The sequence below is a fragment of the Desulforamulus profundi genome, assembly GCF_002607855.1.
In genome coordinates, this window is record NZ_AWQQ01000056.1 from 1 (window position 1) to 25963 (window position 25963).

Annotated in this window: 32 protein-coding genes and 1 pseudogene; 12 read left to right on the top strand and 21 right to left on the bottom strand. The window is 39.4% G+C overall.

The window, feature by feature from the left end; genetic code table 11:
* Positions 1-113: 113 nt before the first annotated feature.
* From P378_RS10610 to P378_RS10640, 7 genes are all read right to left on the bottom strand, one after another.
* The gene (locus P378_RS10610) at positions 114-329 is read right to left on the bottom strand and encodes a hypothetical protein (protein WP_099083240.1); all 216 of its coding nucleotides are present in this window, start codon (positions 327-329) and stop codon (positions 114-116) included.
* Positions 330-440: 111 nt separating this feature from the next.
* Complete coding sequence (locus P378_RS10615) at positions 441-2855, bottom strand: ATP-dependent DNA helicase (RefSeq protein WP_099083241.1); 2415 nt, start codon at positions 2853-2855, stop codon at positions 441-443.
* A gap of 167 nt (positions 2856-3022) precedes the next feature.
* On the bottom strand, positions 3023-3967 hold the full coding sequence (locus tag P378_RS10620) for a hypothetical protein (protein WP_099083242.1): 945 nt from the start codon (positions 3965-3967) through the stop codon (positions 3023-3025).
* Between the two features lie 367 nt (positions 3968-4334).
* On the bottom strand, positions 4335-4676 hold the full coding sequence (locus P378_RS10625; protein WP_099083243.1) for a hypothetical protein: 342 nt from the start codon (positions 4674-4676) through the stop codon (positions 4335-4337).
* Between the two features lie 6 nt (positions 4677-4682).
* Positions 4683-4868 carry a hypothetical protein gene (locus P378_RS10630; RefSeq protein ID WP_099083244.1) on the bottom strand — a complete coding sequence of 62 codons (186 nt, stop codon included), beginning with the start codon at positions 4866-4868 and terminating at the stop codon, positions 4683-4685.
* A 362-nt stretch (positions 4869-5230) separates the two neighbouring features.
* Complete coding sequence (locus tag P378_RS10635) at positions 5231-6313, bottom strand: RNA-guided endonuclease TnpB family protein (protein ID WP_003545328.1); 1083 nt, start codon at positions 6311-6313, stop codon at positions 5231-5233.
* Between the two features lie 173 nt (positions 6314-6486).
* Positions 6487-6711 carry a helix-turn-helix domain-containing protein gene (locus tag P378_RS10640; RefSeq protein WP_099083245.1) on the bottom strand — a complete coding sequence of 75 codons (225 nt, stop codon included), beginning with the start codon at positions 6709-6711 and terminating at the stop codon, positions 6487-6489.
* Positions 6712-6847: 136 nt separating this feature from the next.
* On the opposite strand from P378_RS10640, the gene P378_RS10645 reads away from it, so the two are divergent.
* Positions 6848-7159 (top strand): helix-turn-helix domain-containing protein, encoded by a 312-nt coding sequence (locus P378_RS10645; protein ID WP_099083246.1) that lies wholly within the window; start codon positions 6848-6850, stop codon positions 7157-7159.
* 2 nt (positions 7160-7161) lie between these two features.
* The gene (locus P378_RS10650; RefSeq protein ID WP_180261062.1) at positions 7162-7554 is read left to right on the top strand and encodes a hypothetical protein; all 393 of its coding nucleotides are present in this window, start codon (positions 7162-7164) and stop codon (positions 7552-7554) included.
* Positions 7555-7700: 146 nt separating this feature from the next.
* On the opposite strand, the gene P378_RS10655 is transcribed toward P378_RS10650, so the two are convergent.
* A complete protein-coding gene (locus tag P378_RS10655; RefSeq protein ID WP_099083247.1) occupies positions 7701-7949 on the bottom strand; it encodes a helix-turn-helix domain-containing protein in 249 nt (82 codons plus the stop codon).
* Positions 7950-8105: 156 nt separating this feature from the next.
* Here P378_RS10655 and P378_RS10660 point away from each other — a divergent pair, with 156 nt between their 5' ends.
* The 6 genes from P378_RS10660 to P378_RS10685 all read left to right on the top strand — a co-directional run bounded on the left by P378_RS10660 (position 8106) and on the right by P378_RS10685 (position 11606).
* The gene (locus P378_RS10660; protein ID WP_099083248.1) at positions 8106-8513 is read left to right on the top strand and encodes a helix-turn-helix domain-containing protein; all 408 of its coding nucleotides are present in this window, start codon (positions 8106-8108) and stop codon (positions 8511-8513) included.
* Between the two features lie 29 nt (positions 8514-8542).
* Positions 8543-8986 carry an ImmA/IrrE family metallo-endopeptidase gene (locus tag P378_RS10665; protein WP_099083249.1) on the top strand — a complete coding sequence of 148 codons (444 nt, stop codon included), beginning with the start codon at positions 8543-8545 and terminating at the stop codon, positions 8984-8986.
* A gap of 61 nt (positions 8987-9047) precedes the next feature.
* Positions 9048-9263 (top strand): hypothetical protein, encoded by a 216-nt coding sequence (locus P378_RS10670; RefSeq protein WP_143338463.1) that lies wholly within the window; start codon positions 9048-9050, stop codon positions 9261-9263.
* Positions 9257-9667, top strand: coding sequence for a type II toxin-antitoxin system VapC family toxin (locus P378_RS10675; protein WP_099083251.1), 411 nt, complete (start codon positions 9257-9259; stop codon positions 9665-9667). The genes P378_RS10670 and P378_RS10675 overlap by 7 nt, the downstream gene beginning before the upstream one ends.
* A gap of 186 nt (positions 9668-9853) precedes the next feature.
* On the top strand, positions 9854-11320 hold the full coding sequence (locus P378_RS10680) for a recombinase family protein (protein WP_338013902.1): 1467 nt from the start codon (positions 9854-9856) through the stop codon (positions 11318-11320).
* Between the two features lie 16 nt (positions 11321-11336).
* Positions 11337-11606 carry a sigma-70 family RNA polymerase sigma factor gene (locus P378_RS10685; RefSeq protein WP_238473123.1) on the top strand — a complete coding sequence of 90 codons (270 nt, stop codon included), beginning with the start codon at positions 11337-11339 and terminating at the stop codon, positions 11604-11606.
* Between the two features lie 39 nt (positions 11607-11645).
* Here the strand turns inward: P378_RS10685 and P378_RS10690 are convergent, their stop codons facing one another.
* The 6 genes and pseudogenes from P378_RS10690 to P378_RS10715 all read right to left on the bottom strand — a co-directional run bounded on the left by P378_RS10690 (position 11646) and on the right by P378_RS10715 (position 15055).
* Positions 11646-11843, bottom strand: coding sequence for an LUD domain-containing protein (locus P378_RS10690; RefSeq protein WP_143338464.1), 198 nt, complete (start codon positions 11841-11843; stop codon positions 11646-11648).
* Positions 11844-11861: 18 nt separating this feature from the next.
* On the bottom strand, positions 11862-12056 hold the full coding sequence (locus P378_RS24150) for a nitroreductase family protein (protein WP_180261063.1): 195 nt from the start codon (positions 12054-12056) through the stop codon (positions 11862-11864).
* A 22-nt stretch (positions 12057-12078) separates the two neighbouring features.
* A pseudogene (locus P378_RS21680) lies at positions 12079-13511 on the bottom strand (bifunctional diguanylate cyclase/phosphohydrolase).
* A gap of 331 nt (positions 13512-13842) precedes the next feature.
* Positions 13843-13983 (bottom strand): cyclic lactone autoinducer peptide, encoded by a 141-nt coding sequence (locus P378_RS22965; RefSeq protein WP_338013900.1) that lies wholly within the window; start codon positions 13981-13983, stop codon positions 13843-13845.
* A complete protein-coding gene (locus P378_RS10710) occupies positions 13980-14525 on the bottom strand; it encodes an accessory gene regulator ArgB-like protein (protein ID WP_338013903.1) in 546 nt (181 codons plus the stop codon). The genes P378_RS22965 and P378_RS10710 overlap by 4 nt, the downstream gene beginning before the upstream one ends.
* Before the next feature lie 86 nt (positions 14526-14611).
* Entirely contained in the window at positions 14612-15055 is a 444-nt protein-coding gene (locus P378_RS10715) for a hypothetical protein (RefSeq protein ID WP_099083253.1), read from the bottom strand.
* 408 nt (positions 15056-15463) lie between these two features.
* Between P378_RS10715 and P378_RS10720 the strand changes: the two genes are divergently transcribed.
* The gene (locus P378_RS10720) at positions 15464-16168 is read left to right on the top strand and encodes a helix-turn-helix transcriptional regulator (RefSeq protein WP_099083254.1); all 705 of its coding nucleotides are present in this window, start codon (positions 15464-15466) and stop codon (positions 16166-16168) included.
* Between the two features lie 9 nt (positions 16169-16177).
* On the opposite strand, the gene P378_RS19585 is transcribed toward P378_RS10720, so the two are convergent.
* The 5 genes from P378_RS19585 to P378_RS10745 form a co-directional block, all read right to left on the bottom strand.
* The gene (locus P378_RS19585) at positions 16178-16417 is read right to left on the bottom strand and encodes a hypothetical protein (RefSeq protein ID WP_099083255.1); all 240 of its coding nucleotides are present in this window, start codon (positions 16415-16417) and stop codon (positions 16178-16180) included.
* Positions 16418-16505: 88 nt separating this feature from the next.
* Positions 16506-17879 (bottom strand): two-component system sensor histidine kinase NtrB, encoded by a 1374-nt coding sequence (locus P378_RS10730; protein WP_180261064.1) that lies wholly within the window; start codon positions 17877-17879, stop codon positions 16506-16508.
* Between the two features lie 175 nt (positions 17880-18054).
* Complete coding sequence (locus P378_RS10735) at positions 18055-18477, bottom strand: hypothetical protein (RefSeq protein ID WP_099083257.1); 423 nt, start codon at positions 18475-18477, stop codon at positions 18055-18057.
* Between the two features lie 60 nt (positions 18478-18537).
* Positions 18538-18657, bottom strand: a complete 120-nt coding sequence (locus tag P378_RS10740; RefSeq protein ID WP_099083258.1) for a cyclic lactone autoinducer peptide — start codon at positions 18655-18657, stop codon at positions 18538-18540.
* 13 nt (positions 18658-18670) lie between these two features.
* Positions 18671-19279 carry an accessory gene regulator ArgB-like protein gene (locus tag P378_RS10745; RefSeq protein WP_338013901.1) on the bottom strand — a complete coding sequence of 203 codons (609 nt, stop codon included), beginning with the start codon at positions 19277-19279 and terminating at the stop codon, positions 18671-18673.
* A gap of 1013 nt (positions 19280-20292) precedes the next feature.
* Between P378_RS10745 and ltrA the strand changes: the two genes are divergently transcribed.
* On the top strand, positions 20293-21597 hold the full coding sequence (gene ltrA / locus P378_RS10750) for a group II intron reverse transcriptase/maturase (protein WP_099083259.1): 1305 nt from the start codon (positions 20293-20295) through the stop codon (positions 21595-21597).
* A gap of 357 nt (positions 21598-21954) precedes the next feature.
* Positions 21955-23052: an IS481 family transposase gene (locus P378_RS10755; protein WP_420795994.1), complete on the top strand. Its 1098-nt coding sequence runs from the start codon at positions 21955-21957 to the stop codon at positions 23050-23052.
* A gap of 666 nt (positions 23053-23718) precedes the next feature.
* Here P378_RS10755 and P378_RS19595 read toward each other — a convergent pair.
* Together P378_RS19595 and P378_RS10765 are read right to left on the bottom strand one after the other, a co-directional pair.
* On the bottom strand, positions 23719-24594 hold the full coding sequence (locus tag P378_RS19595; protein WP_207654026.1) for a DUF1186 domain-containing protein: 876 nt from the start codon (positions 24592-24594) through the stop codon (positions 23719-23721).
* Positions 24595-24641: 47 nt separating this feature from the next.
* Positions 24642-25118 carry a UPF0158 family protein gene (locus P378_RS10765; RefSeq protein WP_099083261.1) on the bottom strand — a complete coding sequence of 159 codons (477 nt, stop codon included), beginning with the start codon at positions 25116-25118 and terminating at the stop codon, positions 24642-24644.
* A 682-nt stretch (positions 25119-25800) separates the two neighbouring features.
* Here P378_RS10765 and P378_RS10770 point away from each other — a divergent pair.
* On the top strand, positions 25801-25963 hold a 163-nt coding region (locus P378_RS10770; RefSeq protein ID WP_143338465.1), incomplete at its 3' end, for a transposase.

The window sequence follows — 25963 nt, forward strand, 5'->3', positions numbered from 1 at the left end:
TGCTGCTCAAAGAAAGCAAACTTCAACTATCTACCCAAGTCAATTGTACTTCAATCTTTCAATCTTTCCATCCGGCCCAATGTTAAACGGCACCACCCAGATCTTGCTGTGGCTCAGTTCCCAAGCGTTAAAGACAGACATTTATGTGCCTGGCCATAGGTCAATGCCTCAAAGTCCTGGCAGGCCTCCGGGTCGCTGTCGATGCCGGCCACCGTGACAAATCTGCCGGCAATCCCCCGGTACTCCTGTTTTGCCTGCTCAAACCCGATAGCCCCTCCACCGGAGCCACAAAATATATGTCCTACTCTGAACAGGTGTAAATCCTTCAATATTTCACCAGCGTCCATAATGTTCTTTGTAAATAGAAAAACCTGGCTCATGGGCCAGGAAGTTAATGTATTTCATTCATTTCATTTAAGAACCATAATCACTTTTATCTCTTATTTAATCCCAGTTTTAGGCTTTGCCCAATTTTTTTCAAGTTCTTTAATTTCTTTAGGTGATAGAATATAACTCACAACTTTTGAAGGAGAATTATTGTCTTTTATCTTCCTTTGAAAATTTTGTCTCTGCTCTTCAGATTCATAAGGAAAAGTATCTAAAACATCTATTGGAAATTCTTTTTTAATTGCCAACTGATAAAGGTGTTTTAGCATTCCAAACGGGTCTTTAATGGTTTTCAATAACTTATCATTCATGCCTAATTTAAGCCTGATTTCCCTATAAAAAGCAAGTTGTTTGGGTGTAAAGACTGAATTGCCATTTGAAGGAACCTGCACAGAAAATTTATCCTGGCTACTTGATAGATTAACAACTATGCCTTGATATTCATCTCTTTGAAGTGATTCCGGGATGCTTAGCTTATCTCTTTTATACTTTGGATAAGAAGGATATTTTTTCATATTCATTCGTAACTCTATGAATTTTTTAACTTCATCCCTCTCGGTTGTAATCCGGTATTTCTGTTGTTTTAGATTTTCAATGACCTGAGTAGCATATCCTTTCTTTTTATCATGCACCCTGGGATCTAAAATCGTAAAACAACCAAAATCCTTTATACTTCTTATCAACCGACCTCCGGCCTGAAGTAATTTAATAAGCATTCGGGGAATGTCCACATATTCCATTCTATCATTATAATCGTCTCCACCAGCCAAAAGATCTAAAAATGGGTCGTCCTTTGGCGGAAACGGTAACTTACACAATATCACCGATATTAAAGATTTTCCTTTAACTGATAAACCGGTAAAGAATGAACCGGTACCAATTAATACACTTGTTTCATCTTGTTTAAAATCCTCAGACAATAACTCAACACTTTTTTGTCCTTGCTTAAGAAATTTAATATTTAGCAAACTTAATTTAGGCTGCAAATAATTGTATAACATTTCCATTTGCTTATGTGAGGTGGCTAAAATAAGGGTTCTACCATTAGTAATCTTGATTAATTCGTAAATTTCATCTCCTATGGCATCACAATACTGTTTGAACATAGGAGAAGTTAAACCTGGAGAGTCCGGTATATGCTTAGGCAAATAAACGATCGCTTGCTCAGAATAATTAAACACTGTGGTTAATATAGAGGTTGTTGATGATGGTGGTTTTCCTTTCCAGCTATGATATAAGTGATCAAAACTACCTTTGACGGCAAGAGTGCCAGATGTAAAGATTAATTTATTTTTCCTAGATAATTCGTTAATAATCTTGTTGATCTCTGATTTAAATTTTTTAGTTACTACTACAATAGAATCATTTTTATTTTCATCGATATTTATCCAGCTGGTATATTCCACTTCATTTAAAGCATTCTTTATAACAACTTGAACACGTTCAATTTCGTCATAATCTTCAATGTTTTTAAATAGTTTTTTAGCCTGATAGGCCAATTGACGAGACTGATATTCTTCCAAGATTTTTTGGATTTCTTTTAAAGCCTCTTTTTCTGTCAGACCAAGTTTGTGTCTACCACTTGAAGTGTCTAATTTACGTCTTATTCTGTCCGTACTATTTTTTAACACTCTAACGGCCGATTTAATCTTATATTCATACATTGTTTCTTTAGCCCATTTAATAATCGAATTAAAAGTTACTTGCTGGGCTATTTGGGATAAACAAGCATCTTCAAATTCATGGGCTTCATCAATGATCACAATACCAGCCCGATTAAAATCTATTATTGGTGCCCGATAATCCAAGACGTTCAAAACCGACTGAATTAATTGATTATGATTTGTAACTACAACTTGATGTCGCATGTCATTAAACTTATTTCGGTGTTCCCGCGTTGGGCAGGCCCATTCTAAATCACAATGTTTACATTTAGACTGACTCTCAAGATTAATTTTACTCCACGTTTTATCATCCAGAGGATAATATTTTCGTTCAAATTCAGTTCTTTCTCCCTCAAGGGCGTTATTACAAAAATCTTCCAAGTGACGTTTTTTCATCGGGCTAATACTGATCTGCTGTAATCTTTTGGGGCAAATATAATGTGTTTGCCCCTTTGCAATCAGAAAACTATTTAGACATCCCAATTTTTGTAAAATACTAAGTTCTTCATTCCTCAATTGAGCTTGAAGGTTAAGAGATGCCGTGGCATATATAACCCGTTCCGATATGATTTTTTTGCTTTGTTCCTTTTTTACATTATAGATTGAAGGCACCAGTACTGCAAAAGTTTTACCAGTACCTACCGGTGCATCAATTAAGATACTACGATAATCCGAATTGGATGATAGGATACCCGCAATGTTTACAGCCATTTGAACCTGACTATTTCTGATCTCCTTGCTATTGTAATAAGAAGGCAATGTTTTTTCAAAAAAAGTTAGCACACTCTCTAATCGTTCGTTCAATAAAATACCCCCTAAATTTTTTTGAGTTACCAATATTATACTATAAAAATTTCTAAGAACAAATGTTCTTTTATGTGCGTTAACTACCAGGTCTTACGATTAAGACTATTTTGACGTACAATACTGTGAGTGCTGGAAACAAGTTAGTCGAAATCCGAAACGTTTAACTAATAACCATTTTTTGCACTTAACTTTTGTCTTTCTTCAATATTGACTGTGCCTCCGCCCTTACCTTTTTTGCCAGTTCCCCCACCTACATTCCAAATAGATGCATCTCTTTCTGCCGCCCTGGCCTGTGACCGCCATGATTTTATTCTTTTTACTTTCTGCTCATAAGTTAAATCACTCAGGGCGGGTTGATCAGGTACTTTTGCCATAGAGATACTTTCATCCAAATATGTGTCTCTTAACTTTTTCAATTCAGTCGGGCTAATAATTTTAATAATGCCGTCTTGCACATCTGTTACGCTAGCATCGGTCGGCACATAACCTGCTGTTTTAATAGCTAATTCGGCGTATATTAAAGCAGATTGAACATCATAACTGCTTAGATACCCTGGTATTTCTAATATGGCCGGCCCTGGAACTCCTACCAGGTCAGATCGCATAGCACGAATCTCATAATTAACAATCTTTTCAATATTTCTTTGAGTAATCAATTCTACGTCAGGGGAAGTAACTTGTGGAATGGGATGGAAAATGTTTTTAAAGCACGGAATATAACGGAGACACATTATCTGCTCATTGAAAGTTTTGTCTGATTTTAACTTTTCTTTTAAGATTAATTTTTTGATAGCAAGTCTTAAAATATGTAAGACCTCTTGGTCATTAAGTATTCGCTTGGCAATAAGATGGTAGGATGGTTCTTTTTCTCTTTCCTTTTGTTTTCTTACTCTATCGTTTTCTTTTCTTTTGATTTTGTTTTGACTCTTGCGTAATTCACGTTCAAAGTTGTAGGCCTCTCGATCAAACTTCTTTAACGCTTTTTCTATAGCCTTATGTGTAACTCCTAATAAATCTGCTATTTCCACCAATTTAAGTCTACAAAAATAAAATCCATCAAGATATTTGTCTAGTAAGTTCCATTTTTGCGGACAACCCTCTTTGCGCACTTTTCCCCACACCCTTCCGTTCCGCAGATTTAGCCGAACCATTTACCGGATTTTTCCGGAAAGTATTTCGTTGCTAAGCAAGCAGATTAACTAACTAAGGTTATTTTGTATCTTTGTATAGGTGCTTAACAGCACGCCTCCGGGCAGCTTGTCCTCCTGCCCCAAAGCCTACCGTCATAGCAACTAGCTAACAAATAAACTTGTTTACCAACTTCCCAATCTCATCAAACGATTTCTCCAGCCTGTCCTGCTGAGCTGCAGGCAGGCCTGCTTCTATTGTTTTGTTCTTTTATGCCGTATGACTGAACGGCTACTTTACAGAGCCTTATTACATCCTGGTTGCAAAGGTAGTTCCGTCCTCAACCTTTTAATATTTTAATATTTGACCATCCAGCTGCTTTATTGAGGCCCGGCAGTCAAGGCAAACTTCGCTATCTCGATACGCCTTCTCATAAACCCCAGGGTCTAACCACAGCCCCTTGCCGCATTTTGAACACCGCCAGGCTATACGTCCCTTCTTCCACTCGTTCACAAAAGGGCTTCCTTCCGGCAGATTGTCCTGCCGGTAGCTTTTCGGCTGCCGCAGGTAGCAGATTTTATGAACCGGACGGCCGCCTTCGACGAAAATATATGATTGGTCTGCCCATACCGGTTCAAAGCACAGGTGGCAGATCCCCGGGGTATCAGGAATAGGGGTTGCTTTCCTCAACGTGAATTACACCTCCAGAAATTCTTCTTTATTAACTAACTGATCTTCACTCTCTGCCAACTCGTCAATTATTGCCCATCCCGCAGCGTGATAATCCTTTAATACCTGTTCAATTTCTTCTGGTGTCATTTGAGGTGGATTAACTATGTGGATAATGGTTTTTCCCAATTTAAGGGTCTTATCATACTTCACAGATTCATCCCCCAGTTTAATCTATGCGGGGGTTTTACTGGGACTACCCTTGTTTTTTGTTTCAATCCACTTGCCGGAAGGGATGTAACGCTTATTAATGTGTTTGGCATAAAATCACCTGTCCTCAAAAGACCTCACATTGACGTCCTCCACTGACTAGAAGTCAGAGGATACCCCGGGAATTACGTGTCCTTGCGGGTTCACGCCCGGTTTCGGTTGGGTTTCGCTTCAACAGGTACATTTCTGCCCCGCCTCATCAACTCCCCCTCTGGGCCGCGCCAATCGGCCCGCCCCCAACGGTTCAAATGACCACCTGCATCCCACCCATTGAGGAAGCCACCCTGTGACCAGGTGACCGGAATTTAGCCTGCCAACCCGCTTATAGCCTGCGCTATATTATCGGCTCCATTTACGTCTATGTGCTTTATTTTCTTGCACCGCTTGCACGTAAACCACCGGCCTTTCGGTCGGCTCTTGTGAACGTGCCCGCACCGGCTGCATGTCAGACTGGTTAGGTCAGGATTGACCAACTCCACCTGGATACCCGCCAGGGCCGCCTTATACTCAATGAACTGCCAAAGCTGGTAATAGGCCCAACTGTGCAAACTCCTGCCGCGGTCTTTCCGCTGTCCTTTCCTCTGGCTCTTCGTCCACCTTACTCCAGTTAAATCTTCTAGCCGGATTTTCGTTACTCCGTGCAGTTTGGCAAACTCGATCACTGCGTGGCTGATTTTGTGGTTTATGTCTGTTACCCAGCGGTGCTCTTTGTCGCCCAACTTCACCAATGCTTTGTGTGCCCCGGCTTTTTGGAGTTTTCTGCGGAGTTCCGCATAGTGCCTCCGGATATATGCCAGCTCACCACCGGAAAAGAACAGCGTCTGACCGTTTACGCTCGCTACCAGCAGGTCAATCAGCCCCAGGTCTATGCCCATATTTTTTTCCGTCCTTTTGGTCTGCTCTACGGTTAGGACTATGCTCAGATGAATGTACCAGTCTTTGCCACATCTGATCAGCCGTGCAGAACCCTGTTTGACTTCGCCGGACAGCAGCAGGTTTAAGTATTTTTCCTGGTATGATTGAGCAACTATGGGCACTCCAACCCTTCTCTCCAGCGTAGGGAAAGATGCTTTCCACACGGCTCCGCCGTCTTTGGAAACCTCTTTCTCCACTTTGAAGTTTTGGTTATTGAAGTTAGGCCATAGGCGTTTAAACCGCTTGACTTTCTTTTTTGATTTAATGTCCCTGATAGCCTGGGCTAATACTGCCGATGGCAAAGGCTTTGAATATTCTTTAGCTTCTTTAGATGTCTTGGGTCGGTCTTTTTTGTCCAACTTCAGATAGTTGTTCGCAAATTCTGTTGTCCGGTCGGCCATTTCCTGATACATTTGCTTTTTTGCTTGCGTCGGCTGGTACAGCTTGATTTTGAGTGTGATTGTTTGTTCCATTTTTCTTTTTCACCCCCTTCTGTAGGTATATCTTACTAAAAAATCTCCTGGTAAATCTGGCCGCCTTTCATCTCTGGACTAAAAGTCCAGAGTTTTCCCGGCGGCTAAAGTATAAACACGACAGATATTTACAGGGTTTTTGGCACGGCTATGGTAAGATATGGTTAACATTGTTATTCGTTAGATGCTTTGGGTATATCATCGTCCTCCAAAAGCTTAGAGACTGGGACACCTAGGGTGGTGGCGATTTTCTGCAGCAGAGCTATTGAACAAGCCACCTTACCCTGTTCGATTCTGCAAATATGCGCCGGATCAACATCCGTTTTTACAGCAAGTTGAGTTTGGGTCATTCCTGCAGCATTGCGGAATGCCTTAATTCGCCGACCATATTGATTCATAATCATACCTCCTGCCTTTATTGTATTGACTATATATCAATATGTCAAGAATAATAGTGATTCATAATCAATGTTTTTTAGTTTCTAAAACTTGTCTATAATAAAAATTGACTATAAATCAAAAAGGTAGATATATATGGAAATTGGTAATCGTATTAGAGAACTTAGACAAAAAGTCGGGTTATCCGGACGAGCCTTAGCAATAAAAGTCGGATTAGACCCTTCGCAAATTAATAAGATTGAACACAATGTTAATAAGCCTTCTTTAGATGCCCTCGAAAAAATCTGCACCGCCCTGGGCATAACACTCTCCGAATTTTTCTCTGACACCCAAGAGCAGGAACCACTACCCCCGGAAGTGCGGCAGATCTGTGAGAAAGTCAAGCAACTACCTCCAGATAAGTTAAAAGTATTAAACGCTGTCCTTGATACTTGGAAAGGAGAGTAAGCATGGAAGAATTATTAAAACAAATTCTTCAAACCCAAAATCAAATGATTGAAACACAAAACCAAATCCTTAAAACTCTCCAACAACACGGCGAAAGACTTGATTCCCTCGAAAAAGGTCAACTCCGCTTAGAAACCCGCATCGAAACCGAAATTACCGATAGAATCCGTGGTCTTTATGACTTCCGAGAGGTTGTTAATGATAACTTTGCCAAAGCTAACGCCACACTGGAAGCCATAACCGGCCGTATTGATGAATTAAAAGAAGAACTAATACTCAATCGCAGGGAAACTACCGAAAAACTTGACTCCCTTGACAGCAGCGTTATGTACTTAGCAACCAAGCTCACCCAGCACGACATGCAACTGTTTGACTTAAAACGGCGGGCTAAATAGTTGATATTGTAAAACGACACCTCGGGCTAAAGCCCGATTTTTTGATTATAATATTGACAGATATTTACATGGTTTTTGTTACTGCCGTGATAAGATATAGTTACGATTGCTGCTTGATTTTAGTTTTTCTGTTCGGGTCACAATTTTCAATTTTTATCCTGTACATACTTAATGATAATTACACTTTTCGTGTTGTTTGTGACTAAAAAAATTTTATTTATATCGGCGTCAGGAAATTGCTCCTTAAACTTTTTTATAAAGTTATAACTAGGGTTTCTTAAACCATGTTCGACTTTAGTGTAGAAAGAAACTGATATGTCCAGTATATTAGCCATATCTTCTTGGCTTTTTTTAATTAAATCTCTAAATTTCGCAAGCTCACTATTTTTCGCCATACACTTGCCACCTTTATAATCTCTACACTTTTTGTGTTATTACTAAGTAAATACTACTACACTTATAGTGTATCGTCAAGGGTTTACTTTACTTTTTGTGTGGTATATTTTAATGTTTACACATATTGTGTTATAATACATCCAGAGGTGTTAACATTGTTTGGTAAAAGGATTAAAGAATTAAGAGTCCAACATAATATGACCCAAAGTGATTTAGCAAGATTATTGAAAGTCTCTCCCAGTACGATTGGTATGTATGAACAGGGGCGAAGAGATCCTGACACTGACACAATAAATTTTCTTGCCGACTTCTTCAATGTGTCGGCAGACTACCTTCTTGGCCGCACCGATATTCCTAACAATGTTAACGACGAACCCACTCCACAGGAGCTTGAAAAAGTTCTCCGAGAGGCCAATATAGCTTTTGATGGAGCCCCACTGGATGAAGAAGATAAAGAAGATGTAATAGAGTTTGTTAAAGTTGCCTCCGGGCACTCAAGAAAAGGAAACGGGAAAAAGCACAAGAAAAAGCTACTGATCATCAGTAGCTTTTTGACATTTTAAGGTATTTCGACATAATTCGGGGTGATTCGATGCACTGGATTAAGAGGGAGGTCAGAAACCTGCAAGAGCAGTATCATACCTCCGATCCTTTTGAGCTTGCTGATTATCTTGAATACATCCTCGTCCCATTCCCATTTAGAAAAATTAGAGGTATGTTGCTGGTGTTTGAAGGAACAACCTTTATCGGGTACAATAACACATTGCCATACCGAGAACAAAAACTTGTAATCTACCATGAAATAGCCCACCGACGTCTGCATCCGTCCCTTAACTATTTTATGGTTTTAGATAATTTACGGTCTATTTGTATAGGTAAGTATGAACGTCAAGTAGACAGGTTTGTGGCCGAGCTCTTACTGTCCGAGAAAAAACCAGAGCCCGGCGAATCAATATATGAATTTGCCAGGCGCTATGACGTTCCTGTAAAACTTGTTGAGACACTAGCTCCATATTGGATAGCCAACTCTGAATAGTGTTCCTTTATGAGAAGTGATAAAATAAAGTTGCTAAATATATTTTAGGGGGCAAATGGTTGTGGCCATTGATAAAATATTCGAGGAAATTAAAAAACTGTCTCCCATGGACCGGTATAAACTTCGTACTATGCTAGATTTTGACGAAATTACCGAGGATGATATTGAGATTTCTAAATCAGCAGCAGGGGGTTGGGCAGATGTTGACGCTGATGAATTAATTAAAGATATATACGGGAAAAGGGAAAAGAGCAGCAGGATGGGTGAAGAATGGTAATGTTAAAATACCTATTAGATACTGATTGGGCCGTTTACTACCTACGAGGAAAAGAGGCTTTTGTCAAGGCTATTGACGAGCTGCGTGGTGAAGGTATAGCCATCAGCACCATCTCTATCGCTGAACTTTACGAAGGGGTTTACCGAAACCCAAATCCAGAAAAAAAGGAGATAATCTTGCTCAACTTTTTAGAGGGATTAAGAACCCTTACCGTTACCAAACCGGTGGCACGTCTCTTTGGCCAAAAACGGGCTGAACTTTACAAAATGGGGTTTACCGTTGGCGATTTAGATCTATTTATTGCATGTGTGGCAGAGTATTATAATTTAACCATTTTGACAAATAACCGAAAACATTTTGAACGTGTACCTGGCATCAAAGAAATAATTTCTGTCCCTGTTTAAAAACATTAAGACAATACAAAGACTTACTCACCTCCCCTCTGGCTTTGCTAAAGGGGTTTTATAATACTATATAGTTGGAAACAGAGGTGAAAACATGGAACGCGTCCTAATGCATTTAAGAAAATCCAGAGCTGATTTAGAGGCTGAGGCCCGGGAGAAGGAGAAACTCTTGCAAAACACCGTAACATTTTATTAAAACTTGCTAAAGAAAGAAACCTTAATATCGTAAAAATAAGAGAAGAAGTAGGAATTTCTGGGGAAAGCCTTATTCATAGACCGGAAATGCTTGAAACACTCAAAGAGGTTGAAGAAGGTTTATATGATGCTGTTCTTTGTATGGATATAGACCGGTTAGGCCGTGGCAACACAAAAGAACAAGGTATTATTTTAGAGGCCTTTAAAAACTCTAATACAAAAATAATAACTCCACTAAAAACTTACGATTTAAATAATGAGTTTGATGAAGAATACGCGGAATTCGGAGCCTTCATGGCAAGGCGAGAATTCAAATTCATTACCCGTAGACTTCAAAGGGGTCGTGTAATAACCGTTGAGGAAGGTAATTACATAGCCCCCCGCCCGCCTTATGGCTATCTCATTGAAAAAAATAACAAAGAACGTTACCTAGTTCCTCATCCTGAGCAGGCCCCCATTGTTAAAATGATTTTTGACTGGTACACTCACGATGATCCTAACATTAGAATGGGTGCCAATAAGATAGCGAATGAATTAAACAAGTTTTGCAAATCCCCTACCGGTATTGCCTGGAAAGCATCTACCGTTTTGTTTATTCTCAAAAATGCAATCTACGCCGGCCGTATTCAATGGAAAAAGAAAGAAGAGAAAAAATCTATTACGCCTGGGAAAAAGAGAGATGTTAGAATGAGACCAAAGGAACAATGGATCGATGTCGAAGGAAAACATGAGCCCCTAGTATCCATGGAAACCTATTTAAAAGCCCAGGAAATCTTAAAAAGAAAGTATCACGTTCCGTATCAAATCCAAAACGGCATTACTAACCCACTGGCCGGCCTGGTGAAGTGCGGCATATGTGGTTCGTCAATGGTATATCGTCCATACACACACCAAAGACACCCTCATCTTATATGCTATAACCGTTATTGTACTAACAAAAGCTCACGGTTCGAATACGTTGAATCAAAAATAATTCAAGGACTCCATCAGTTGTTAGCCCAATATAAAGCGGACTGGGGTAAACACCAACGGCCAAAGGTGAATGATGATTCCGTTGATTTAAGGCAAAGGGCTCTGCATCGTTTAGAAAAAGAGTTAAATGATTTATACAAACAAAAAGATAACCTTCATAATCTACTTGAAAAAGGTGTTTACAGCATTGATACTTTTCTCGAAAGATCCAATATTTTAGCTGAACGGATAGACGATACAAAAAAAGCAATACATGACGCCGAGAAAGCTTTGGCCGAAGAAGTACAAAGAAATAAAGTTAAAAAAAACATTATACCAACCGTTGAGAATGTGCTAGAACTTTATTATAAAACTCAAGATCCGGCAAAAAAAAATAACCTGCTTAAGTCTGTTTTAGATTACGCGGTCTACCGCAAAGAAAAGCACCAGCGAGATGATGATTTTACACTGGTGCTATATCCTAAACTCCCACAGATAAACAGTTAATGGTAATGAAATAAGTTTGATCGATATATTGGGTACCGACCCGGAAGTGGTGTCCGATATGGTTGAAACAGCCTTTGAAAAGAACCACCTGATGGAAAAGGTACGCCGGTTGACCAGCCGGGAAAAAAGAGTGTTAGAAATGCGCTTCGGTCTCGGCACCACCGCCCGGAAAACCCAGAGGGAAATTGCCCGCGCTTTAGGAATCTCCCGCTCCTATGTCTCCCGCATTGAGAAAAGGGCCTTAAATAAACTGACCAAGGAATTCCGCATGGAAGGCTGCCAGTAACGGCAGCCTTCCGTTCTTAGTTCTTCGATTCAAGTTCCATCAATACCCCAATTCTTCTCCCACAACCACCACGGTTATATCCGTAAGCATTGGCTTTTTCCTCATAACGGAATAAATCCTGCAAATCCTGGTTGAACCCTGGCACTCTGAACATACCCCGGTGATAGTGCAGGGGTTATCATAATTAAGCCGTTTATTATTCATTGGCGAAACAATTGTCTGCAGTCGTTCATCCATAATCGGGTAGACACCCAACTATACGGCGCCCGGCCCCTTTGCGTGGGCTTCAAGAATAATGTTTTGAGTGGCGGCGGAGCAGTCCTGTACCCAGTAGCCCTTCACGATCTCCAGGCTTTCATCCCCGCAAACCAGTATCGTTACCTGGGCTCCCCCCAGCATATAGGCGTAGGGATGGAAATAAGGTGCCGCTCCATATTGAAAAGCTGCCATCACTGGCAGCTTTCTTGGCTTGTTAATAATCTGCGGTTATTTTACAGAAGGTTTCCGAATGGGACTCTACAAGGTTAGCAAAGACATTGCACAATTCCGGGTCATAATGGGAACCGGCCAAAGACAACAGTTCCTGGCAAGCAGCCCCGGGCAGCATTCCTTTTTTATAAGGTCTGTCTGTGGTCATGGCATCAAAACTGTCCACAATACGAATAATCCGGGCGCCAGGGGTATATTACGGCCGCTTAGACCCAGGGGGTAACCCGTACCGTCATAATTTTCATGGTGATGCAAAATATACGGTCGAACCTTCTCCAGGGACTTGATGGGTCGGATAATCTCACTGCCCCAGTAAGGGTGTTGTTTTAAAATATCCCACTCAGCCTCTGTCACTTTGCCCGGTGCGTTTAGAATACGGATGTCGATTTCAATCTTGCCAATATCGTGCAGATATGCTCCGTACTGTATATACCGCACTTCATCTTCGTTCAGTCCATATTCTTTTGCCAGCAAAGTGGCGTATTCCAGTACCCTCTCGGAATGCCCATAGGTATAGCGGTCCTTGGCATTAATGATACTTAACAGCGTTCTGGTCGAACTTAAAAGCTCCGCTTCAGACTGTTCAGAGGTACCTTTTAATGTATCTAAAACGTTAAAGTATAGCTCTATTTTATCTTTACTGGTCTTTTTGGCTTTGTATAGGGCCTGGTCGGCCAATTCAAATAGATCCTCACCAGACTTTGTATGTTCCGGGTAACTCGCCAAGCCCACGGTGACACTCAACTTACCGGTGGGGAGTTTGCTTGCATTCTCATTATTCAAGATCAGTTCCTCAATTTTTTCCTTAAGCCCTTTGGCTATTTTATAAGCGGCATTTGAATCATGCTTTGGAAGCAGTACACAAAATTCATCGCCACCGTACCGTGCCGCAATACCGGGGGCTTTAGTTTCCTGCAGCAGGACTTGTCCCACTTCTTTCAAAACTTGGTCTCCTGCGAGGTGACCAAAGGTATCATTATAGTATTTGAAAAAATCGATATCAAAGAGAATGAGGCTGAGAGGTTCGTTGTTGCTTTTTGCCTCTTCTAAGGCTTTTTTAAAGGATACTTGAAAATATCTATGGTTATAAACTCCTGATAACCCGTCCTTGTTGGCTAATTCCAGTAAATAATTTCTGGTGTCTCGTTCAATGCCGGCAATTCCTCCGATAAGCCATGCACAGATAAACATGACACCGGTAAGGACAATGTCGGATTCAAATTGAGTATTTGGGTAATCAAAACCATATAATAATAAATCACCTATGCATAATAAAAATCCACTTAATAAAGCAATACTACAACCAAAAGCTTTGCTTTTGGCAAATGATACATATGCAACAGGAATGATTAGCAGGCTTTTTACATAGCTGTCGTTGTAACTAGTGAGCAGAATAAAGACAAAAATTGAAAGCATGTAAAAGCCTGTAGGGAGGATATCTAGTCGAACAATAACTACACATACTAATAAGGCAATAATAAACAGGATAGTAGAAATAAATTCATTTCTAAAAAAATAAATATATTTGCTAACGGTTCATTTACAGACGTATTCCAATTGACTTTTGTCAGAAACACTAATATAAAAATAAGAGAACAAAGTAAGTAAACAGTAATTTTTAGGTCTTTGAAGTTGTCTTCTCTTTTTTGCTTCCAATCATTCATAAATATCACTCTTTAAGATATAACTAACCTAATAAAAACAAAAGAGTGATATTATGCAGTTCACTCTTTTGCTTTATTATGGGTTATTTTTGTAATGATTTTGGCAACTTAGGCTGGTAATGTGCATAACCACATGCAGACGCAGCATTAATTAATGCCGATAAAGTAAAAGCAATGGTTGCCACAGTAAGGAATAAGGATTTTAAGATTTTTATAATAATCACCTCCCCTTTAATAAAATAATAAGTAGAAATCTATCTATGAAATACATTATCTTATGCCCGAAAGATGTAAGCATCAAGTATTGCCAAAGCATTATTAAGGAAACTGCATAGTTTGTCAGTTCATATTTATTATAAATATAAGACAGCCCCTGGCATATAAATAAAAAGAACACTGCTAAAAACGATAACTTTCTTAGTAACTTCTTTTGCTGGAAACTTAGTGGCTTTTCAGGCGATTCTACTGGCGCCTTCAAATATATTATTGTGAGTCCATACAAAAAAGATAATATAATTACTAATCCCATGTAATCTTGTACAATATAAATTGTTTCTAGTGCAATATAAGCTAAGATATTGTATATGAAAACTGTAATCAACAAACAATGCAACGAGTTTTCACTATGAGCGCCACCTGCTGTTTTACGTATAAACATAGAAGCCAAAAGCATGTAAAAAATTTGAACATGTAAATGAAATAAATACCCTAAAAAACAAGTAATAACTATGCTAGAAACTAAACCAAAAAAACCTGAGCGCCAAATAAAAGAATTTCTTGTTGGTCTTCATTCTTAATTCCTTTGCTCTTTATCAAATAATTAGCTGCTTTTTCAGGAAAAGACATTTATAATTATCTCCCAAATTTTCTAATTAACATAGATAAAATAATGATAATTACTACATGAGGTAACCCCGAGAGGAACCACCACAAGGGTTCACCTAATATTGTGTTATAGTTAAGCAAGAATAATTTTGAAATTAAAAATGCAGATATTATTTCAGTAATAATGATAATAGAAAATACCAAAATTAGGCCAAAAACAGCCGAAGAAAGTTTAGTTTTGTAATAGTAGGTTAAAAAACCGCTTACCAAACAAACTAATATTAGTGAGTGAATGCCAAAACTAATCGGTAATTTACGTAACAAAAAAGTTGATATGGCATATGCTCCTGAAAATATTATTAATTCTTTCTTTGACCAGTGTACCTTTAAAAAAACAAAAAGGAAGAATAAAACACTTATACCTTCCAAATATGCCAAACTTATATAAAGAGAAAAGGGTATATTGCCCATCTTATCCTCCCGGTTTTAGTATTGTTTTTTTATATACTGTGAATGCTTCATGACTAAAACAGTTCTGTTTTGAGTATCCTTAAATTTTTAGACAAATGCTAGTCCCCAATAATTTCGACATTATTTTTCTAACCCCTTCCGAGTTTGACAAATTTCCCTAAAATAGTGTTAGCTAAAAATATGAATTTTGGCCAAAGACTCTAATGGTAACCCGTTTAAAAACCTAATTTTACCCTTTGCCCACTCCATAAAACACATGTATTTTTTGGTAATTACTTACTTGGAAAAGTTATTAAAAAATTATTGTAATTCTTACAACAAGATTGTAATATGTCATTGAGAAGACAGGTTCTTCTCAAATGAACCAATTGTTTCGAAACACTTTAAGCAAAGCGGGGGGTAATAAACATGTCTGATTCCAAAGTAAAAAAAGATATGAATAAAGAAATGAATACCCCGGAAGTAATTTTTGAGAACCTCATCCGTATTGCTGATACCATCGCTCAAAGTTTTGGCAGAAACTGTGAGGTCGCCGTCCACGATTTATCAAGCTTGGACAGGTCATTGATTTATATTGCCGGAGATATCACTCACAGGAAGCCCGGGGCGCCCATTACGGATCTTGTGGTTAAGGTATTGCACCAGGAATGCGACCAAGCCCGGGATATGGTAGGGTATAAAAGCATTACCAAAGATGGTCGCATTCTCAAATCCTCCACTACTTTTATTCGGGACGGCCGGGGAAAAATTATCGGCGCCCTTTGCATCAATTTTGACATAACAAATTTTCAACAAATGCAAGCTGCCGTGGGTGATTTAATCAACCTGTCTTACCAGGGCGGAGATGACAAAAAAGAAACCTTTACTGCCACCGTTCATGAGACCATCGATGTGCTGGTGGCCCAGGCGTCGGAGGTTGTGGGAAAGCCACCTGCAACCATGTCCATGGAGGAAAAAATTAAATTTGTGGCTACTTTGGAACAAAAGGGCGCCTTCTTAATTAAAGGTGCCGTCGATTACATCGCAACAGTTTTAGGTGTATCAAAATACACTGTTTATAATTACCTGCAAAAAGTTCGCTCCATCGAGGGGCTAAACTTAATTCACAAATAACCAAATTAATCATCTAGAAAAGGAGGGGCTACTCCGGTGGCAGCCCTCTTGAATGGTAAGGTGCAGTTCCCGGGCCAAAAGGTTGTAGCTGTTATTAGCGGTGGCAACATCGACGTAAATATGTTGTCCCGTATCGTGGACAAGGGTCTTGGCCAAGGCTGGTAGAAAAACCGAGCTTACCACCAGTTCAGCTACATCAGTCTTTATCTCTTTAAGCTCATTAAGGATTTGATGTAAAATTTGTTCCATTTTGGGCCTCCTTTCACACCTAATTGATTAAATATCAGCCAGTTAGGGGAATTTCTTCTGCCACGCTTACATTATATTTTAAATTCTTCTACGCCATCAAACTAAGGCTAGGCCGGTGAACCTGAAAAACTATAGTAAATGTGGTCCCTACACCAAGTTCACTGGTTACTTTCATAGTACCGTTATGATCCGAAATAATTCGATTACAGATGGCAAGCCCTAAACCCGTACCGGCAGGGTCGGTCGTAAAAAAGGGGTGCAATATTTTTTCCATATGCTCCGGGCTAATCCCTCTCCCGGTGTCACGGATATCAATGCAAGTATGCTTATGATCACCGTAGGTCCTGACCGATATGGTATCACCTTTGGAGCAGGCCCTCTCAGCATTTTGCATAATATTCAGCAGCATCTGTTTAATTTGTTTGTCACTGCCCCTGAAGGGTCTCACTGTCTCGTCCAGAAGTTTTTCGTAATAAATCCCTTTAGACATGCCTGAATAAGTATAGAGATCCCATGTTTCGTTAACGATGCCATTGATGTTAAGCATTTTACTTTCAGCCTGTTCCGGTCTGGCTAACTGAAGCATGCTGGTGACAATACCATTAACCCGGTCCAGTTCCTCCAATGCAAGCTGCCCTAAATCCGTCAATTTAGGATCTGTCCACCTGGCTTGCATTAATTGAATAAATCCCCTTACCGTAGTGAGGGGATTCCTTATCTCATGAGCTGCTCCGGCTGCCAATTCCCCAACTGCGGACAGGGTTACTAAACGCTGCATTTTATTTTTTTGCTGGTGAAGCTCTGTTATATCATTAATGACAGTAACAAAACAGTTTTCTTCTTCCTCCGGTCCCTTTAAAGTGAACCTGCTAATTAGAAATGTTTTATCCCCTATCTGTGCTTCCATATTCATAAAGTTTGGCATCCATTTATGATAAGGAATAGAGCATTGCTCCCAGAGTAATACCTCAGCTTTTCCCATGATTTCACCTTTATTAAGTTTAAATATCTGTTCTATTTGTTTATTACAAAGCAAAACATAACTTAGCGAATTACATATTGTAATTCCTTCAGAAAAAGTTTCAATTAAATCTTTTAAAAATTTCTTTTCATTCTCCAATTGTAAAGCATAATGAAAGTTTATTTGAGAAATTTGCCCCACTATCCAGGCTAATAAAGCTAAACATAAAATAATAGTTATATCATCGATTTTTATACTCTTGTAATACCATACTATGCTAATACCAAAAATAGATGCAGATATTAGTCCTAATGCAGAACCACTGGTTAAGGATATTAGAACAACAGGAATAACATATATCAACTTATGAATCTGTTCATTAGAAACAAAACAAAAGATTAAAGTAAAAAATGTTAGCAAAACAGCATAAATACTTCTGAAGAAATATTTATCTGAATAAAATTTTTCCTCAATGGCTCTTAGAAAAAGGTAGTTTACCAATAAAAAACCAAAAAACGAACCCAACATAATTAGGTTGAAATTAAATGAATTACAAATGTCCTTTAGATATATTTTTCCAGTTAAACTACCCAGTATAAGGATGATTGAAAAGAAAAAGAAATGAGATATCCAATAAATTTCTTTAACTTTTTTATAGGAGAAATTCTATTTATCATTAAAGACAATCCTTTTTATTACAATTTGCTAAAAATGTTGGCCGAATGTACTTTTGAATAATAAATGCTAAACAAACCATTATAATAATCTGAGGCCAACCTAACATTACCCACAAAAAAGTATCCTCACTTGATACATTGCCAAATAACTTTTCATATGTAAAATGAACGAACGTCTCAGCACATATAAGAACAAATATCACACTGATGCTTACATAAAAGGAAGTTCCCAAAGTTACTTTCCCCTGTCTATAAATAATTAAAACTAAACCAAGTAATGCAGCCAAGGTATGTAAACCAGGAACTGTAAATATTCGAATTAACCAAATAATCAATGATAATTCGAATGCATATAATAATATTTTTCTTGTAGAAATCTTAAAACCAAGAATTGCAAATACAGTAAAAATTAGGGCAGCCACTTCTGGCCAACCCTGTAAAAAAAAAAATTAATTACTGTTGTCTTCATATATTATGCTCCTTTAACGCAGGCAATCAGGCACCTTTGGTTCGTAATGTGTGATAACACAGGCATTAGAAATGTTTACTTGAGCTAGCCAAAATAATACAGTTCCAAGCAATAAAATGACTTTATTCTTCATCCCCTTCACCTCCTTAACTTTTATTTCTAAGAATTCCTGAAATTGAAAAAGTTTGGTTTATGATACCCAATCCTATAGCTAAAATAAAATCTTTATAATCGTTGATATTATGCACACTCACTAGAGTTAAGGCGACTACCCAAAAGAACCATACTCTTAGCCCTTTTTTCTTTAAAACATTTCTTCTTTCAACCTTAATAGGTTTATTAGTGGTTTCAACTGGAGCATTCTTTAGAATGAAATATAGCGAAAGAGCCATCGTAATGATTAAGAAAATCAAAACATGATATAAACCCATTATACCGGCTAGCTTAACCGCAGCTTGTCCGTAAAAATTCATTAGTCCAACTGACAGAATCAAGCAAACTATTGGACTGGAACAGTGATACCCACCTGTGAATATTCGTAATGAACCACTGGCAATAAGTGTAACAGCGACTGTAGGAAAAGTCCCTAAAATAAAACTAGTTAGAAGCGTAGCAATTACTACCAGTAAGTTAAATAAAAGTAGGTGAAGAGCATAGGCCATTACCGCCTTATTCTCTTCCAGATTCCCTTGTCTTGACCGGGCGATCGTCTCTGCCCACAAATTAATCGTATTTTGGTACTGTTTTTTCATCATAAAAGCAATATTTGATATCTAGCAACAAATTCCTCTGTTGTAAAATGTTATGTTTTGTAAGCTTTAGTCGTAAATTTGTTTTTGTTTAGGGACTTTGGTATCTTGCCCAGGACTTTTGTCCATTTATATACACACATGTTTATCTTAGATCCGGTAAGTAAAAAAGAAAAACCCAGTAACCACAAGACCTGATCAGAATAATTTGTTGTAAAAAATTTAACAAAAAAAGAGGAACACTTATCTCTTTAGTGAATTGGTAAAGTACCTCCAAAACCATTACGAAGGAGAGTGTCCTCATAATGAGGATACCACAGTCACTTACCAATTATCAATCAGAAAACCTTACACGCCAGCAAAAACGTGATCTACGGCGTACTCACCAAAAAGCTTGTTCCAGGTTAGAGATGCTAAAGAAAAAGCTTACCAGTAACCTTTGATAACAACAGCGTTACCATTACCCGGAATGTGAAGGATTTCATAAACTCACAGGTTAAATAGGGTATGTAAATAATTCCGTGTAGTGCGGCCGGGTAAGGTCGCTAAGTCTAGTGGGTGTAAGCCCCACCAGGGTAAAGCCTAACCAGCAGCCCTGTAGCCAGTTCTTGGAGGTTTTCAGGTAACTGAAAGCTTTAAGCGTAGAACGGCAAAATAGCGGGCCGAAAGCGAAAGCTGAAGTGATTGAGCTCCGAAATATGAATTGAGAATGGCCGATGTGGTTACACGCACAGAAGGCAACAACAGTATAGACGCTATGGTGAGTCTTTATGTCGCTCCGGGGTCTAAGAGCTCGGCACGTTAATATTGAGAATTAGCGGTAACCCGGGAGACCCTGCTTCTTCCTATAAATGGGTATGCCCTACAAGTGATAAACAAGCAAGGAAGGCAAATGAGAGGCAGGGAGTCGGATGACTGAATAGTATCAATGAAACAGCGTAATGGTTGTGGAGAGAAGGCAGTCACACAAGGAGGCCTTTGCAGAGGACACAATTACCACACACAGAGGTGGAAACTAATTGGAAACAAAACTTGCAAGGATAGCACAAGTAGCAAAGGAACGCCCAAAGGAACAGTTTACAAGTCTAGCCCATTTAATCAATGTGGAGATGCTGTTAGAGTGCCATTATGAACTTAGCGGGAACAAAGCAGCCGGAATAGATAGAGTAACTAAAGCCGAATACGAAAAGAATTTGCTGGAAAACATCATTGTGCTACATGGATCCCTAAGAAAGATGACTTACAGGCCACAAGCAGTTAGACGTGTATACATTCCTAAGCCAGGTAGCGACAAGGGGAGACCGCTGGGCATACTCGCCTATGAAGATAAGATAGTTCAGTTGGCAGTTAGTAAGATACTGACTGCTATATACGAACAGGACTTTCTTGACAGTTCATACGGGTTTCGCCCTGGTCGTAGCTGTCATGGCGCCCTGCGAAAGTTAAATAACATCATAATGACAGGCAAAACAAACTGGATAGTAGACGCTGACGTATCAGGCTTCTTCGATCACGTCGATCATGGCTGGATGATGAAATGCCTTGAAGTCAGAATAAAGGACCCTAAGTTACTAAGGATTATCAAAAGGATGCTTAAAGCGGGAATTATGGAAGATGGAGAATACAAATTGTCAGAAGAAGGAACCCCGCAAGGGGGTGTAGCATCTCCAATTCTTGCCAATATCTACCTGCACTATATTCTTGACCTGTGGTTCGAGAGAATAGTTAAAAAGCAGTGTAAAGGTAGTGCTCACATAGTTAGATACGCTGATGATTTTGTCTGCTGTTTCCAATATGAGCACGAGGCTAAACGCTTTTACTACGAGCTAATCAAAAGGCTAGAAAAGTTCAATCTGAACATAGCACCGGAAAAGAGCAAGATTATCGAATTTGGTCTGTTTGCCGCTCGGAACGTCAAGAAACGAGGAGAGAATAAGCCAGAAACATTCGACTTTCTTGGTTTTACCCACTATTGTGGTGTAAGTCAAAACGGTAAGTTCAGAGTAAAGCGGAAAACAAGCAGGAAGAAGTACCAAGGAGCCTTATACAGAATGAAGCAGTGGATAAAAGCTAACCGTACTACTCCTGTAAGTATACTGCTGGAACAAATAAAACCTAAACTCGTAGGATACTACAGGTACTATGGCATCACAGATAATGGCCCAATGATACATCGGTATTGGTATGAGGTAACAAAACTACTATTCAAGTGGATCAATCGCAGAAGTCAGCGAAACAGCTATACCTGGGAAAAGTTCCTATTGCTGCTCAAAGTTAAGCCGCTACCCAAACCGAAAATTTATTTCAGTATATTATCGGCTTAGTAGTGCTTAGGCATAAGTGCAAATCTCCAAGTGAGGAGCCGTGTGCGTGAATAGCGCAAGCACGGTTCTGTGAGGGTTGTGTGTTCAATTTAGCCATGGAGCAAATATTGTGGCACTCCCAGAGGAAACGGGGAGAAACGGTGAAAACAAACCTGCTTCTAAAGTTAGAGAGACGCACTTCTACTCGACAATGGTTTGATCCCGCTATAACCGGTGTGTTAAGTTGGGTATGGGTTGACAAAATGGAATAGGCTGGGAAATAAATCAACCACCCGGGCTTGCCCCAGATGGTTGAGTATCCACAGTGCTCCCCTTATAATGATAGTTACCACACCAACATAATAAGGGGGAACTGCTGTGTATACTCATCCTACCGTATTACGCTGCAGAAGGCAAGCAATGATACTTGATGGCAGGAAAATTTATAGCCGTCGTGAAATAGCCAGCCGGTGCCAAATGTCCCATACCACTTTCTATAAGTTTTTAAACAGATATAAGGAACAAGGCGARAACGGATTGCACGATAAAGAACGTGTACCAGGTATCCGGCCTAATCAAACGCCGCCGGATATAGAAGAAGCTATCCTGGCTTTTGTCCAGGAACACCCAGCTTATGGACCCAAAAGGATCAGCGCCGAACTGAGAAAACCAGAAAACGGCGGAATTAAAGTTGGCGAAACCGCTGTATACGGGGTACTTAGACGCAATGGCCTCAATACCAGGCGAGAACGCCTTAAATGGATTGATTCCCTGCAACCTCCGCAGGAGAAAACAGCCTGGGAGCTGGACAAAGAGGCCAGCCAACACAGGCACGTACATGCTCCCCAACCTGGTTATCTTATGAGCCAGGACGGGAAACTTATTGGCCGCTTGGCCGGTATCGGAAAAGTGTATGTCCAGGTAGGGGTGGATTGTGCCAGCAGCTACGGCTGGGCACGGCTCTACACCGACAAGACAGCTGAATCCGCTGCTGATTTTCTGGACTATGTCCATCGCGACTATCAGTCTATGGGTGTTAAGTTACGGCGGGCTCTGACGGATAACGGAAAGGAATACGGCTCGTCCGAACCCACCTATGATCATTATTATGGTGCTACATGCCTTATCCTGGGTGTTAAGCACAAGACCACCAAGGTAAAGCACCCCTGGACCAACGGTTATGCTGAACGATTTATTCAGACTCTATACCAGGAATTTTTCCAGGTAGCATTAAGGCGCAAAAGATATTTCTCTGTAGAAGAACTCCAGTCTGACCTGAACAAATTTTTGCTCTATTATAACTGGGAACGCCCTCACCAAGGCCGTCGTACCAGGGCAGAACACCGGCACAGGCATTCTTTGTACCATATACTGATCAACTACTCCTGCCAGCCCCGAAGCTCGCTGCTTAAGATGCAAAAAACAGTGGAACAAAGTGGCGGTCTTGACTGCCACCCCGCGTGTGGTCAGCTTTGACTACCGACGGGGCGGCTCCGGGGACATTGCTTTAACAGATTGCGCCCCGCCGGTTACTCGATTGTACCACACGCGGGGACCCCGTCCGTCAAGACTTCCCTTCGGCGCCACTTTAATTTAAGTTAACCTCTGGGGCTCACCAAGAACATTTTAGGATAACAAGGGGAGCTGTTATTTATTTCCAAAGTGTCAATACCTTGACAACTTAATTCAGTTAATGAATTAAGCCCCCTTGTCTACAAGAAAATGTAGCATGGGGGTTTTCCCTATTTTCAACAGTATTAACAGTGGTTGGCTTTTGCAGATAGGGTTATCCCCATTGGCTGGCATGTACATAAGTGTTGGTTGTCGTTAGAAGAAGCATTAACCTGGCAGAGTGACGTTATATTTCCTACGTCATTGACAGTGAGAACTTCACCGTCAAATTAAGTGATTAGCTACAGGATCCAATACAATGGACTCCACTTTTCCTAAATCCAGCGTCAATTTTGGTCTATAAACTGTATCAATTCTAACAACATTTGGCTTTCAGCTTTTCAAATAAGAATTGCTAATCACAATCTACATTATCCATTACAGCAATCTTGAAACCAGGAGTACCATCTTTGGTCACTTCATTTACTTCATACCCAATTCCCAAAGGGTTAACTATTTGAAGTTATCTAATTATTTACCACAGCACTTTTTATACTTCTTCCCACTCCCACAAGGACAAGGATCATTACGACCAACTTTAAATTCTTTACGGTACGGTTCCTGTTTGTTAAATTTCAGAATATCATTCAATGGTATTGAGATATCATGATTCTTTTCATCAAAACATGCCCAACCCTCTAATTCATGAATCGTGTCATTAATTAGTTGGTAACGAATAGCATTATATAATTCACTAAGAACAGTTCGTTTGTTTTTTCTAAGTTGCGCTTGAATGTCTTCTAAATCAATATATAACGGATTAACAAGTTCCTCATCATAGGCTAGCTCGATATCTCCAATTATTTCTTCGGGGTAAAGTCTGGAGCTACAAGCTACTAGGTCATCCCAAACGTGTGAATATGTACGTTCCAGTTTTCCACGGAATAAATTTCCAAAATAATTTAGCACTTCATCACGCGACTTGATTCCTTGAGCCACCAAGATAACCAAAGAATTTAATGCAGAACCACGAATAAATTCGTCAATTTGCTCATTTTCAATTATCTTTTTTATTAATTCAATATCACCACCACAAACAGATGCCAAAATTCCCGGCAAACCTTCCGTAATAACATCACCAAGTAAATTGTTAAGAATATCCTGTGGCTTGTTAAGAAGGTTATAAATTAATGGATAAGCCTTTTCTTCTCTAAATTGCGCTAACAAATATAAGGCGTAAATATGCGCAATATAATTTTCCTCTTCTGCAAGCTGTTCTGCATTTTGGCAAGTATAATCTAAAATTTCTAACAATTCTGGTATAATTTCTTCTCTCTGGGCAATAGCTTTCTGCAAAGTTTCTTTTGGAAATTTTCCGTTATTATATTCGATTTCTTTTATCAACACGCTAAACACTCTCCTTGAAATTTATCCTTTTGATTCCTTCCCCATTGTTATTTCTCTTTAAACGGTATTTCATTATGTTCGCACCAATCTCGCGCTACTTTACATAATACCTTGTACTTATAAGCATACCAGCTATCCTCCAAGTTATAACGTATTATGGCATCTTTGAACCGCCGGAACGCACCCCTCCCGGATATAGCGTTACAAAGCTTGTTACTTAACCTTTCATCTTCTATTGAATAACAAAACTGCTCCATAATGCTGTATTCATGGATTTCATATTTGTCTGGCAGTTCAATATAATCATCCCAATTTTCAATAATATCAATTGCTTCTTCGATTGCTTCGCGCTCCCATTCCTTATATTCGCTAAAATCGTCTTCTTCATCCAATTCCTCGGCAACACCTAAATATTCCGCTTGTATCTCTGTAATTTTTCCGGTTTTCTTACTATAATACAATTTCCAGCCATCCATAAGACAATCCAGCTTTTCTACAATGTCATTTAATACTACGTATTTCATAGCATACCTCTCATTATCCGTTTAATCATTTCTGTGAATTCAATGACAACATACGACCATGTAATTACTTCCCGCAACACTTCTCATCCAACTGCTGTTAGCCTCGCCTGGGGTTCGTGGTCCTCGGGCTGGAGGTTTGCTGCTGACTTCCTTCAGGCTCACTCCACACCATTACCCCGATCTTGTTGAACATTTAGATTATCAGATAGGAGACCAAGCCCCATCTATATATATTCGGCAACATAACGGGTTTCCCTTTGAAGAAAGATCTATGTTATAAAACAACTTCCTTTGCTCATTACTTATTAAAAGTGACAGAGGAACAAAAAATGCAAAAAATATTGAAAGTTGTGTAATTTTTATGTTTTTAAGTGGTTTTAAGACAACTACGGTAATTTTAAAATACAGCAGCAGGGAAAAATATTGTTAAAGCGAATGTACATTATAAAGGTCACGCGTAAAAAAGTGTGTGAACCGCCCAGGACCGTTCAAATAATATACTGGGGGTAAAAAAGACAAAAAACTACTTTTGCAACGGACTCCTGGGTAAAGAAAACGGAATAGGGGCATTAGCCAGCAATGACGGACAGTAACCAAGTTCTCTGCCTGGAATTACCGGAGGGATATAATGGATAAAGAAAACTAGACAAAAAAACAGCTTTATTTAAGGTGGATCGTTGCCGTGAGAAAATCATATTCTGGGGAGTTCAAAGCCAAGGTTGTACTGGAAATTCTCAAGGAAGAGAAAACCATATCCCAGATTGCTTCAGAGTATGGGATTCATCCAAATCAATTGCTTAAATGGAAAAAAGAGGCAATAAGATCTCTGGCAGAAGTTCTTGAAG